Origin of the sequence: Pseudomonas sp. (assembly GCF_017744435.1) — a bacterium.
In the GTDB taxonomy this organism is placed as follows: Bacteria; Pseudomonadota; Gammaproteobacteria; order Pseudomonadales; family Pseudomonadaceae; genus Aquipseudomonas.
This window is the reverse complement of record NZ_JAGIBG010000027.1, coordinates 1-12789: the sequence shown is the minus strand read 5'-3', so window position 1 is coordinate 12789 and position 12789 is coordinate 1. Positions and strand designations below refer to the sequence as shown.

Below are 12789 nucleotides of genomic sequence, written 5' to 3'. Positions count from 1 at the left end.
GTCTCCGCTTACAGGCGTGGCTCGACCCGGCCGCGGCCACCGCTCGGTGCGGCCGGTGGCGGGTCGTCGCGGTAACGGTCATGGCGCTCGGCGGCCATTGGCGCGCCAGCCGTGACTGCAGTGTCCTCGGCGGCACGGCGCTGGGCGGTGGCTTCGGCCTGCGCGCGGCGCTCGCGGGCGCGCTTTTCCAGCGGCCAGCGGATCAGCACGAAGACGATGTACAAGGCGAAGGCAATCATGCCGTACATGGCGAAATCGGAGATCGCCCGCCAGGCGTTGTTGCCGACCTTGAACGCAAGGTCCAGGGCGGTGATGGCGATCGCCGGGGCGAAGCTGTCCTTGACCGGGTCGACGATGGTCGGGGTCAGCAGCAGCACCGCCAGGATCACCCGCAGCGGTTCACGCAGCCAGCGCCACATCCAGCCGGTGAGTTTGAAGCCCACCAGCAGGCAACCCAGGGCGGCGACAGCGTAGAGGCCCCAGGCGAAGGTGTAGTCGTTCTCGATCATGGTGTTCGTGCAAGCCAGGCAAAGAGATGCCTATGATAAACACTTTTCAGGGCGCAGACAGCGTCTCCCTGTCCCGGTCAAGAGATCCCCGATGCCAACCAAGCCCCAGCCCCCCATTGCCCGCCAGGACCAGGCCGCCGATCCCTATGCCTGGCTGCAGCAGCGCGACACCCCGCAAGTGCTCGATTACCTGCAGGCGGAAAACGCCTATCAGGAGGCCTGCCTGGCCGATCAGGCGCCACTGCGCGAGCAGTTGTTCGAAGAGATCAAGGGCCGCATCCTCGAAACCGACCTGTCGCTGCCCTCGCCCTGGGGCCCGTACCTCTATTACACCCGCACCACCGCAGGCGACGAGTACCCGCGCCACTACCGCTGCCCACGCCCGGCGGACGACTCCAACACGGTCGATGAAAACCAGGAACAACTGCTGCTCGACCCCAACGCCCTGGCCAACGGTGGCTTCCTGTCGCTGGGCGCGTTCAGTGTCAGCCCCGACCACCGCCTGCTGGCCTACAGCCTCGATACCAGTGGCGACGAAATCTACAGCCTGTACGTCAAGGACCTGACCAGCGGCAACCTGACCGCCCTGCCCTTCGACGACTGCGACGGCAGCATGACCTGGGCCAACGACAGCCAGACGCTGTTCTTTGCAGAACTGGACGATACCCACCGCCCCTGGCGCCTGCGCCGCCATACCCTCGGCGAGGCCGACGCGACCACAGTATTCGAAGAGGCCGACGGCCGTTTCTTCCTGCACTGCTACCGCACCAGTTCCGAGCGCCAGCTGGTGCTGCTGCTCAACAGCAAGACCACCAGCGAGGCCTGGGTGCTCGACGCCGAAACGCCACAGACGGCGTTCGCTTGCCTGGCGCCACGGGTCGAGGGCCATGAGTACTTCCCCGACCACGGCCAGCTCGACGGCCAGTGGCGCTGGTTCATCCGGACCAATCAGGACGGCATCAACTTCGCCCTCTGCCATGCACCGGCCACTCCGGTACCCAGCCGCGACCAGTGGCAGGTGCTGGTGCCGCACCACGACGACATCATGCTCGAGGGCCTGAGCCTGAATGCCGACGCGCTGACCCTGAGCCTGCGCGAAGGCGGCCTGCCGATCATCGAAGTGCGCCCGCAGGGGCTGGCCCCCTACCGCGTCGAATTGCCCGACGCGGCCTACAGCCTGTACGTGCAGGACAGCCTGGAGTTCGCCAGCCGCCGCGTGCGCCTGCGCTATGAGGCGCTCAACCGCCCGGCCCAGGTGCGCCAGCTGGAGCTGGCCACGGGCGCCCAGGAAGTGCTCAAGCAGACCCCGGTGCTCGGCCAGTTCGACGCCGACGACTACGTCAGCGAGCGCCTGTGGGCCACCGCGCCAGACGGCACCCAGGTACCGATCAGCCTGGTGCGCCGCCGCGAAGACCAGGGCAAGACCGTGCCGCTCTACCTGTATGGTTATGGCGCCTACGGCGAAAGCCTCGACCCGTGGTTCTCCCACGCCCGCCTGAGCCTGCTGCAACGCGGCGTGGCCTTCGCCATCGCCCACGTGCGCGGCGGCGGCGAGCTGGGTGAGGCCTGGTACCGCGCCGGCAAGCAGGAGCACAAGCACAACACCTTCAGCGACTTCATCGCCTGTGCCGAACACCTGATCGCCGAGGGTGTGACCGCGCCAGAGCGCCTGGCCATCAGCGGCGGCAGCGCTGGCGGCCTGCTGATGGGCGCGGTGCTCAACCTGCGCCCGGAACTGTTCCGCTGCGCCATCGCCGAGGTACCGTTCGTCGACGTGCTCAATACCATGCTCGACCCCGAACTGCCGCTGACCGTCACCGAGTACGACGAATGGGGCAACCCCGAGGACCCCGAGGTGTATGCGCGCATCAAGGCCTATGCGCCCTATGAGAACGTCAGCGCCCAGGCCTACCCGGCCATGCTGGTGGTGGCCGGCTACAACGACAGCCGCGTGCAGTACTGGGAGGCGGCCAAGTGGGTGGCGCGCCTGCGCACGCGCAAGACCGACGACAACCTGCTACTGCTCAAGACCGAGATGGGTGCCGGGCATGGCGGGATGAGCGGACGGTACCAGGGGCTGCGCGATGTGGCGCTGGAATATGCGTTTGTCTTCGGCGAGTTGGGTATTGCTTGAGAATGCCGGGGCGCAAGGCCGCTCCTACAGGAGATCGCGTTCTCTTTGTAGGAGCGGCCTTGTGTCGCGATGGGCTGCAAAGCAGCCCCAAAATCCCACAGCCCACACAAAAACTTCAGTCAATCATCCTGCGCAGGCGGTTTTACCGGTTCCTGGTGCAGCCCAGGCAAGTCCTGGTCCTTCGGCGGCCCCGGGACCGGCATCGGCGGCAGCAGCGGCCCGCCCGGTGTGCTGTCGTAGGCCTTGGGCGGCGTGCTCGGGGTAATCTGCGGGTACGGCGTGGGCGTCGGCGTGCCCGGCGCACCGGGCACCGGGGTGTTCAGCCGGGGTGGCGTGCCTGCCGCTTCGGCCAGGGGCATGGCGGCGACAAGCAGCGCGGCGAGGATCGCGTGGAACATCAGCAACCTCCTGTCGGGAACCTTTGTACAGGCTACGCCGATATTCGAGTTTTCGCCTGTCCGCCTGCCCTGCAAGCGCGCTAGACTCAATGGCATAACCGTCATCTGCCTGATCAGAACAAAGGAAACACCATGAGTTCGGCTTCCACCTCCGCCGCCACCGCCCGCCTCGATCGCATCCTCGCCGACGCCAAGCGCGACAAGGAGATGGGCTACCGCGACAAGGCCCTGAAAATGTACCCGCACGTGTGCGGCCGCTGCGCCCGCGAGTTCGCCGGCAAGCGCCTGAGCGAGCTGACCGTGCACCACCGCGACCACAACCACGACAACAACCCGCAGGACGGCTCCAACTGGGAGCTGCTGTGCCTGTACTGCCACGACAACGAACACTCGCGCTACACCGACCAGCAGTACTTCAGCGAAGGCTCGACCAGCACCCCGAGCATCGCCAAGGCCACCCACAACCCGTTCGCAGGGCTGGCGGGCATGCTCAAGAAAGACTGATCGTCGCGACTCCTGCCTGCAAATCCCCGCCGTCGCCGGCAAGCCCGTATAATCGCGCTCTTTTTTTCGCGAAGGGCCCCGGCACGTGGCAAACAAACGGTACAGCTGCATCGGCCTGTTCAACCCCAAGTCTGCGGAGAACGTCGGTTCGGTGATGCGCGCAGCGGGTTGCTACGGCGTCAACTCGGTGTTCTACACCGGCAAGCGCTATGAACGCGCGCGTGACTTCGTCACCGATACCAAGCGGGTGCACTACGACATTCCGCTGATCGGCATCGACGACCTGCAACGCATCATTCCCCTGGGTTGCACGCCAGTGGCGGTGGAGCTGGTGGACGGCGCACGGCCGCTGCCTGAATACACCCACCCGGACCGGGCGATCTATATCTTCGGGCCTGAGGATGGCTCGTTGAGCGAGGAAGTGCGGGGCTGGTGCGAAGAGACCATCTACATTCCCACCGAAGGCTGCATGAACCTGGCGGCGACGGTGAATGTGGTGCTGTATGACCGCATGGCCAAGGGGCTGAATACCCGCTCGGGCCCCAAATTCAAATAAGAGACAAATAAAAAAGCCGCCCATGCAGTAAAACTGCAAGGGCGGCCAGGTGCTGAGCTCCGTCAGAACAGCACCGGTCTTGCTCAAATCACGAAGCGTTGATCCAGATGGTCTTCAGCTCCGTGTACTGGTCATGGGCCCAGATGGACTTGTCGCGCCCACCAAAGCCAGACTCTTTGTAGCCACCGAACGGCGTGGTGACATCACCCTCACCGAAGCAGTTGACCGTCACCACGCCCGCGCGGATTTCACGCGACAGGCGCAGCGCATTGCGCAGGCTGCCGGTGTAGGCCGAGGCGGCCAGGCCGTAGACGGTGTCGTTGGCCAGTTCGATCGCCTCGTCAATGGTCTCGAAGCTGGTCACGCTCAGCACCGGGCCAAAGATTTCCTCGACGAACAGCTTGTTGTCGCGGCCAACGTTGTCGACGATGGTCGGCTGCACGAACACGCCTTCCTCGGTCTCGCCGCCCTGAACGATGCTGAGTTTCTGCTCGGCAGCGTATTCCAGATACGACTTCACCTTTTCGAAGTGCGACTTGCTGACCATCGCGCCCAGGCGGTTGTCCGGGTCGAGCGGGTCGCCCAGCTTCCAGTCCTTCAGGTGCTTGGCGATCAGGCCCAGCAGTTCGTCCTTGACGTCCTTGTGGACGATCAGGCGCGAGGACGCCGAGCAGTTCTCACCCATGTTCCAGAACGCACCGGCGGTGACGAACTGGGCCACTTCATCGAGGTCTTCGCAGTCGTTCATGACCACGGCCGGGTTCTTGCCACCCAGCTCCAGGACGATGCGCTTGAGGTTGGACTCGGCAGCGTATTTCAGGAACAGGCGGCCGGTGTCGGTGGAACCGGTGAAGCTGACCATCGGGATGTCCATGTGGCGGCCAATGGCTTCGCCTACTTCACGGCCACCGCCAGGCACCAGGTTGAACACACCCGCCGGGATGCCGGCCTCATGGGCCAGTTCGGCCACGCGCAGGGCGCTGAGGGTGGTTTCCTTGGCTGGCTTGACCACGATCGAGCAACCGGCGGCCAGCGACGGGGCGATCTTCCACGCCAGCATCAGCAGCGGGAAGTTCCACGGCAGCACCAGGCCGACCACGCCAATGGCTTCGCGCACCACCATGGTCACGGCGGCATTGCCGGTCGGCGCGGTGGCGTCGTAGATCTTGTCGATCAGCTCGGCGTGCCAGCGAATGGTGTGGATGGTTTCCGGCACGTCGACGGTCTGGCACTCGCTGACCGGCTTGCCGCTGTCCAGTGCTTCCAGCACCGCCAGCTCATGGGCGTTGTCTTCGAGCAGCTGGGCGAACTTTTGCAGCACGTGCTTGCGGTCGTTCGGCTGCATCTTCGACCAGGTGCCTTCCTCGAACACGCGCTTGGCCGCGGCCACGGCAACGTTGACGTCGTTGACGTCGCAGGCGGCGACCTCGGCCAGCTGCTTGCCGGTGGCCGGGTTGGTGGTGACGAAGGTGCGACCGGAGATGGCATCGCGGAACTCACCGTCGATGAACGCCTGGGTGCGCAGCTGCAGGTCGGCGGCGATGGCCGCGTATTGTTCCTTGCTCAGCAATTCAGCCATTTTTCCAGCCTCCTTATTTGATCTGGGCGATGGTGGCCTTCAGTTCGCTGACCACGCGCTGCAGCTCCTGCTTCTCGCCAGCGTCGAGGTCGTATAGCGGCTTGCGCACACCACCGGTGCTCAGGCCGTTGAGAGCGCAGCCGTACTTGATCGACTGGACGAACTTGCCACCTTCGAGGAAGTCCATCAGCGGCATCATGGCGGCCATGATCTTGCGGCCCTTGTCGAAGTTCTTCTCGATCACGCAGGCCTCGTACAGGGCCACGTGCTCACGCGGGATGAAGTTGGAGCCGGCGCAGACCCAGCTCTTGGCGCCCCAGGCGAAGAATTCCAGGGCCTGGTCGTCCCAGCCGCACGACAGCTGGATGTTCGGGCGCTTGATGGCCAGGCGGTGCAGCTGGGCCATGTCACCGGAGCTTTCCTTGATGGCGACGATGTTCTTCACGTCGGCCACGGCGTCGAAGAACTCCTCACCCATGCTCACACTCATGCGGCCCGGGTAGTTGTAGAGCATGATCGGCAGGCCGGCGGCAGCGTCGACCGCTTTGACGTGCAGGGCGATTTCCTGCTGGGTCGGCAGTGCGTACGGCGGGGTGCCGACCAGCAGCGCGTCAGCCTTGATTTCCTTGGCGTGCTGGGCGAAAGCCACGGCGTCTTCGGTGCGGATGCCACCGGTGCCGACGATCAGTGGCAGGCGGCCATTGAGCACGTCCTTGGCCTGGGCGGCCAGCTCGATGCGCTCCTGGGTGGTGTGGGCGTAGTACTCGCCGGTGGAGCCGCCGATGATGACGCCATGGATCTTCGACTCGACCAGGTATTCGAGCACTTCGGCGAACGCCGCCTTGTCGATCGAGCCGTCCGCAGCCAGCGGAGTGATTGCCGGGGTGTAGATGCCTTCGAATTTCACGGTAGGTTCTCCAGTGCGTTGATCAGTGTTGTAAAGGCCACGGCGGATCGACGCCGTGGCGGGTTGTCAGTCAGTTCAGCCCAGCGAAGCGGCCTGTTGCAGGTTCAGCGATCGGGTTTCCGGGGCCAGGGCGACCGAGAAGGCCAGGCCGACGAACGTCACGGCGGCAGCGGCATACATGGTGGCGCCGATGCCATAGCTATCCAGGGCGATAGGCACCAGCCAGGTGCCGACGGCGGCACCGATCCGCGACATCGAGGTGCCCACGCCCACGGCGCCAGCGCGAATTTCGGTGGGGAACAGTTCGTTCGGGTAGACCAGCTGCAGCACCTGGGCGCCGCCAATGAACAAGGCGTAGGCGCCGAACAGCACGAGGATCAGCATCTCGTTGCCGTTGCTGAAGGCACCCAGGCCGAGCAATGCCAGCCCCGACCAGAAGAAGCTGTGCAGCAGCGTGGTGCGCCGGCCGAGGGTGTTCAGCAGGCGGGTGCCGATGATGCAGCCGACCACGAACAGGCAGGTGATGGCCACCGAGCCGATCGCCGCCCAGTCCCCTTTCAGGTTCAGCGCACCCAGTACTTTCGGAGCGAAAGCGTAGACGGCGAACACCGGGATCACCGAGCAGGTCCAGAACATGGTGACGAACAGCATGCGTTTGCCGTAGCCGGAGTGCAGCAGGCTGAGGAACGACAGCTTGCGGGTCTTCGGCTCCTCGGGCAGGTTGCTCAGGCTGAAACCGTTGCCGTAGACCTGCTTGATCACCTGCTCGGCCTCTGCCGAACGGCCCTTGCTGATCAGCCAGCGTGGCGATTCCGGGGTGCCCAGGCGGATGGCGAACAGCAATGCGCCAATGACCGCGGCACTGGCCAGCACCAGGCGCCAGGCATCGTCACCACCGTGACGCAGGATCGCTTCACCGGCCATGTAGGCCGTAGCGGCACCGGCGAACCACAGCACGGTCAGGGTGGCCAGGCGCGGGCCGCGGTTCTTCTTGGGCAGGAACTCCACCAACAGCGACGTCGCCACCGGGTATTCGATGCCCACCGCAATGCCGATGACGAAGCGCAACAGGAATAAGGCCAGCGCCGACTCCACCCAGAACTGCGCGACCGAAGCCAGCATGAACAGGACCGGGCCAACGAAGAACACCCGTTTGCGGCCCAGGCGGTCGGTCAGCCAGCCGCCAAAGAAGCCACCGAAGAAGATGCCGATCAACGCCGAGGCGGCGATCATGCCCTGCCAGAAGCTGGTCAGGTTGAGGCCGGCGGACATCTGCACCATGGCCACGCCAATGATGCTCAGCACGTAGCCATCGACGAACGAACCGCCACCGGAACGCAAGGTCAGCAACTGGTGAAAGTTGTTGATCGGTACATCTTCAATCGAAATATTCGGACTTGTCATTGTTGTTCCTGCCACTTCTTCTGCCTGCACATATTCAAGGCGAGCGCGTCCGCGAAACTGAAAACAGCATTCAGCCCCGGGTGATCGGACGACTCGACTCGATCATCGATTTCGGGCAAAGCGAGCCCGTGCCGGTTAAATACGACCGGCTTGAAAAGTTCTTTGGCCTAACTCAGATAACGGTCAGCTTTCCTTGCCAGCGCGGAACTGCCCCCACATCAGGTTGGCGTTCAAGCCCAGGGAAACCAAGGGCTGCGGCGGGTTCGCACAAGGCCCGGGGGCATTGAGCAGAAACTCGATCAGTTCGTTCTTGTCACCGGCCAGCCAGTCGGCCAGCAACTTGCCGGTGACCGTGCCACGGGTAACGCCCAGGCCGTTGCAGCACAATGCGCCCACTACGTTCGGCGCCAACTTGCCGAAGAAGCCCATGTGGTTGCGCGACAACGCCAGTGCACCGCCCCAGGTGTATTCGAAGTTCACACCGGGCAACATCGGGAAGCGCCGGGCAAAAGAGTCGCGGTGACGCTCGACGAAGCGCTGCAGGTACTTACGGTTGCTGCGCCCGTCCGGGTTGTAACTGAAGCTGTTGCGGATCAGCAGGCGGTTGTCGACGGTACGGCGCATGGTGGTGCCGAATGGGTCGGCCGGGATCACGCCCCAGAAGGGCTTGCCGCCCAGGCGCGCCTGCTCGTCCTCGGTCAGCGGGCGGGTGATGCTGCCGTAGGTGAACACCGGCAGCATGCGGCCCTTGAGGAAGCCGAAGCTCATGCCAAAGGCGTTGGTGGTGAGTACCAGCTTGTCGGCGGTGATCGAGCCATTGGCGTGGCGTAGCACGACCTTGTCGCCGTAGTCGACCTCGGTGATCGGTGTGTGTTCGTAGAGGGAAACGTTGCTTGGCAGGCTGTCGGCCAGGCCTTTGACCAGTGCCGAAGGCTGCAGCAGTGCCGTGCCCGGGGTAAACAGGCCCTTGCGGTAGAAGTGGGTGCCGATGTGCTCGGGCAGGTCGCGCCCTTCGATCACTTCGTAGGGCTGGCCGAGCTTGTCCAGACCACGACGGTAGGCATCCAGCACTGCGATGCCCCGGTCTTCGATGGCGGCCTGGTATTTGCCGCAATGGCGGAACTGGCACTCGATGTCGTAGCGCTCGATCAGTTCCTTGAGGTACGACTGGCCACCCAGGTTGAGCTTGAGGATGGTCTTGGCGATGTCGATGTCGCCGATGTAGTCCTCGGCGCCAATGTCGTGCGGCAGGTCGATGGCGAAACCGGCGTTGCGCCCGGAAGTACCGAAACCGACCTCCTGGGCCTCGATCAGTACGATCTCGTCATCCGGGAAGTTCGTTGCCAGCTGCCGCGCAGCGGCCAGGCCGGTAAAGCCGGCACCGACCACCACCCAGCGCGCCTGGCAGTGGCCACTGTGGGCCGGCCTTGGCGTGCGAGGTTTGCTCAGGTGATACCAGCCACAGGTGGCATCATCGGCAGGTAACGAACTTATTCTTGTCATGTCACTAACCTGGTTCTTGTTTCGACGGGTGGTCAGCGCCGCTGGCGACGACCGGGTAATTCATATCTGAATCGGCACATCCAACCCTTGCGGTGCGGCGTATTCGGCCATGCGCCGACGCGACAGCTCCATATGCTCGCGGGCCAACTGGCCAGCGGTCTGCGCATCACGGCGCTCGATGGCCTCGATCATCTGTTCGTGTTGCTCACAGGCAATCTCGAGGTCCCGCTGCATGTCGTCGGTAGTCGGATGGCGGTAGAAAATCTTGCCCAGGCGGGTATGGTCGATGAGCAGGCGACGCAGGCTTGGCATCAGGTAATCGTTGTGCGCCATCTTGCCGATTTCCAGGTGGAAGGCGTCGTTGTAGAGCACGCGGTTTTCCACGTCGCGCTCTTCGATGGCCTGGCGGAACTTGGCCTGGATGGCCTTGAGCACTTCGATTTCATCGGCACTGGCGTAGGTGGCGGCCAGCTGGGTGGTGGCAACGTAGATCAGTGGCGCGGCAACGTAGAAACTGTGCAGCGACTCGTGGTTCATGGCGGCGACGCGAGGCGCGCGGTTGGCTTCCAGCTCGATGTAGCCTTCGGCGGCAATCTGGCGCAGCAGCTCACGGACCGGGGGGCGCGACAGGCCGAACTCGTCGCACAATGCCAGTTCGTCCACCACGGCGCCTGGGGCCAGTTCCATGCTGAGGATCCGGCGGCGCAGCGCTTCGGCAAGGACGGCTTTGCGGTCCTGCGGCACTTCTGCAGCGAGTGGTTGGACGGTGGCTTTCATGGCGGCCTTCTTTGTTGTCATAGAGCTATGTCTACTATTTGTATAACGACTATATGGCACTGTTAGACAATGTGTCTACAGCATTTTCGATGAACGGTGAAATCTCTCAGGGCCCTTGTTTCAAAGGGTTTGAGGGCTTTCAAGAGGTGAGATTAAACACCCTCGAGGCTGCATTGCCAAACCGGACAGGTAATTATCCAGATCAGACAAATATGCAAAATGTGCCGGCCCTTTCGCGGGCAAGCCCGCTCCTACAAGGAATGCGTGATCCCTGTGGGAGCGGGCGTGCCCGCGAAGAGGCCGGCACAAACAAAAAAGCCATCTGCAGGCAGATGGCTTTCTTCGCTTCACTCCGAATCAGGCAGCAGCCAACGCCTCCCGCCGCTCATGCCGCTTGCTGGTAATCACCCCCAACACCAGGATCACCAGCGCCAAGGCCAAGGTCAGTGACACCTCCATGCGGTGTTGCGGCATCACGAACATGGTGCCCAGCGCGAACACGATGAAGCCGATCACCGCATAGGTCAGCCACGGATACAGCCACATCTTGAAGGCGATCTCGACGTTTTGCCGCTGCAGGATGGCGCGCATGCGCAGCTGCGAGAAGGCGATGGCCAGGTACACCAGCAAGGCGATCGAGCCGGAGCTGGCCAGCAGGAAGGCAAACACCTCGGCCGGCGCGAAGTAGTTGACGATGGTCGCCAGCATGCCGATCAGCGTGCTGCCGATCACCGCCGCACGGGGTACGCCAACCTTGGAGGTGCGCTGGATGAAGCCCGGGGCGTCACCACGCTTGCTCAGCGAATAGAGCATGCGCGAGGAAATGTAGATCGACGAGTTCAGGCAGCTGGCCACCGCCACCAGCACCACCATGTCCACCAGTAGCTTGGCATACGGGATGTGCATGATTTCCAGCGCGCGCTGATAGGAACCCTGCACCGGCAGCAGCGGGTCGTTCCAGGGCACCACCGAGATGATCACGAAGATCGACAGCAGGTAGAACACGCTGATACGCCAGATCACCGAGCGGGTGGCCTTGGCGATGTTGCGCGCCGGGTCCTTGGATTCCGACGCGGCGATGGTCACCGCCTCGGTACCCAGGTAGCTGAACATGGTGGTGAGCAAGGCGCCGATGATCGCCGTCCAGCCGTTGGGCATGAACCCGCCCTGCGCTTCCAGCAGGCGCGGCAGGCCACTGACTTCACGGCCCGGCAACACCCCGGCCAACGCTGCGGCCCCCAAGGCGATGAAGGCGACGATGGCGATGACCTTGAGCATGGCGAACCAGAACTCGAACTCACCGTACTTGGCCACGCTGAACAGGTTGGTGGCGGTCAGCAGCACGGTCATGCTCAGGGCGAAGAACCAGGCATCGATGTGCGGGAACCAGTTGTTGAGCACCACGCCGGCGGCGATGGCTTCGATGGGGATGACCAGTACCCAGAACCACCAGTACAGCCATCCGATGGTGAACCCGGCCCAACGCCCGATGGCGCGGTCGGCATAGGTGGAGAAGGAGCCTGTGTCGGGGCTGGCGACCGCCATTTCGCCGAGCATGCGCATCACCAGTACCACCAGGGCGCCGGCCAGTGCATAGGCGATGATGGCTGAAGGCCCTGCGGCGGCGATGGCGTGCCCGGAGCCGATGAACAGCCCGGCGCCGATTACCCCGGCGATGGAAAGCATGGTCACGTGGCGTTGCTTGAAGCCTTGCGCCAGCTGATTGCCGGCGCCACTCGCGCTTGTCGTTGTCATCCTGATCCCTGCTGTTGTTCTTTTGTGGAGGGGGACGTGAAGCTCCTGGGTCGAAACCCAGCGTGGATGAGCTTCGCGCGGGGACAAGTTAATCCTGCGTGAGCGCGCTGCAGTTGCCCGTATCCGCCAGGCAGTTGACCAGACCTGACATCAGGACGGACGGAAAGCCCATTGCAGAGCCTTCTGCGACCACCCGGCACAGCGAATGAACGCCAGCAGCAACAGGAGGGTCAGCTACTTACATTCCACAAAGAGGGCTTGCCATGCTCGATATCCATTCCGCCCCGGGCTCACGGGAGCACAATGTTCATGGCCTGGAACGCGCCGGATCGCTGGCTGGAGGCGCGCTGATGATCAGCAAGGGGCTGCGCCACGGAGGGCTGATCGGGCTGCTGCAGATGGTGGTCGGTGGCCTGGCAGTGGCCCGCGGGGTCAGCGGGCACTGCTCGACCAAGGCCTGGTGGCTGAGGCATCGGCGGGAATACAACCGCTTGCGTTCGGATATCGAGCGCAGTGCGGCGGAGCTGGAGGTGCTCAGGGCCAGTGCCGAGGCGGCTACCCGGGGGGTGACAGTGACTGGTGGCTGAGTCTTGGGCTAGCCTGTTCGGGCCTCTTCGCGGGCTTGCCCGCTCCCACAGGATCACCACAGGTCCTGAGATTTGTGCGGTACCTGTGGGAGCGGGCAAGCCCGCGAAGAGGCCCGAACAGGCTAGCCCAAGACTCAGCCACCAGTCACTGTCACCCCCCGGGTAGCCGCCTCGGC

At 63.8% G+C, this 12789-nt stretch carries 12 protein-coding genes; 4 read left to right on the top strand and 8 right to left on the bottom strand.

The window, feature by feature from the left end; translation table 11 throughout:
* Window positions 1–8: 8 nt before the first annotated feature.
* Window positions 9–509: an MFS transporter gene (locus J7573_RS17820; RefSeq protein WP_294338105.1), complete on the bottom strand. Its 501-nt coding sequence runs from the start codon at window positions 507–509 to the stop codon at window positions 9–11.
* 91 nt (window positions 510–600) lie between these two features.
* Between J7573_RS17820 and J7573_RS17815 the strand changes: the two genes are divergently transcribed.
* Window positions 601–2643, top strand: a complete 2043-nt coding sequence (locus J7573_RS17815; RefSeq protein ID WP_294338104.1) for a S9 family peptidase — start codon at window positions 601–603, stop codon at window positions 2641–2643.
* 119 nt (window positions 2644–2762) lie between these two features.
* On the opposite strand, the gene J7573_RS17810 is transcribed toward J7573_RS17815, so the two are convergent.
* Window positions 2763–3041: a hypothetical protein gene (locus J7573_RS17810; RefSeq protein ID WP_294338103.1), complete on the bottom strand. Its 279-nt coding sequence runs from the start codon at window positions 3039–3041 to the stop codon at window positions 2763–2765.
* A 132-nt stretch (window positions 3042–3173) separates the two neighbouring features.
* Here J7573_RS17810 and J7573_RS17805 point away from each other — a divergent pair, with 132 nt between their 5' ends.
* Both J7573_RS17805 and J7573_RS17800 read left to right on the top strand, forming a co-directional pair.
* Entirely contained in the window at window positions 3174–3545 is a 372-nt protein-coding gene (locus tag J7573_RS17805; protein WP_060510327.1) for a YajD family HNH nuclease, read from the top strand.
* Between the two features lie 85 nt (window positions 3546–3630).
* Window positions 3631–4101, top strand: a complete 471-nt coding sequence (locus J7573_RS17800; protein WP_079229290.1) for an RNA methyltransferase — start codon at window positions 3631–3633, stop codon at window positions 4099–4101.
* Window positions 4102–4189: 88 nt separating this feature from the next.
* On the opposite strand, the gene J7573_RS17795 is transcribed toward J7573_RS17800, so the two are convergent.
* The 6 genes from J7573_RS17795 to gabP all read right to left on the bottom strand — a co-directional run bounded on the left by J7573_RS17795 (window position 4190) and on the right by gabP (window position 12026).
* The gene (locus J7573_RS17795; protein ID WP_294338096.1) at window positions 4190–5680 is read right to left on the bottom strand and encodes an aldehyde dehydrogenase; all 1491 of its coding nucleotides are present in this window, start codon (window positions 5678–5680) and stop codon (window positions 4190–4192) included.
* A 13-nt stretch (window positions 5681–5693) separates the two neighbouring features.
* Window positions 5694–6587 carry a dihydrodipicolinate synthase family protein gene (locus J7573_RS17790; protein WP_294338094.1) on the bottom strand — a complete coding sequence of 298 codons (894 nt, stop codon included), beginning with the start codon at window positions 6585–6587 and terminating at the stop codon, window positions 5694–5696.
* Window positions 6588–6662: 75 nt separating this feature from the next.
* Entirely contained in the window at window positions 6663–7991 is a 1329-nt protein-coding gene (locus J7573_RS17785) for an MFS transporter (protein WP_294338092.1), read from the bottom strand.
* Between the two features lie 183 nt (window positions 7992–8174).
* Entirely contained in the window at window positions 8175–9494 is a 1320-nt protein-coding gene (locus tag J7573_RS17780) for an FAD-binding oxidoreductase (RefSeq protein ID WP_294338090.1), read from the bottom strand.
* A gap of 60 nt (window positions 9495–9554) precedes the next feature.
* Window positions 9555–10271, bottom strand: a complete 717-nt coding sequence (locus J7573_RS17775; RefSeq protein ID WP_294338088.1) for a GntR family transcriptional regulator — start codon at window positions 10269–10271, stop codon at window positions 9555–9557.
* A gap of 357 nt (window positions 10272–10628) precedes the next feature.
* Entirely contained in the window at window positions 10629–12026 is a 1398-nt protein-coding gene (gene gabP / locus J7573_RS17770) for a GABA permease (RefSeq protein ID WP_294338085.1), read from the bottom strand.
* 263 nt (window positions 12027–12289) lie between these two features.
* Between gabP and J7573_RS17765 the strand changes: the two genes are divergently transcribed.
* Window positions 12290–12613, top strand: a complete 324-nt coding sequence (locus tag J7573_RS17765) for a DUF2892 domain-containing protein (RefSeq protein WP_294338082.1) — start codon at window positions 12290–12292, stop codon at window positions 12611–12613.
* Window positions 12614–12789 lie beyond the last annotated feature (176 nt).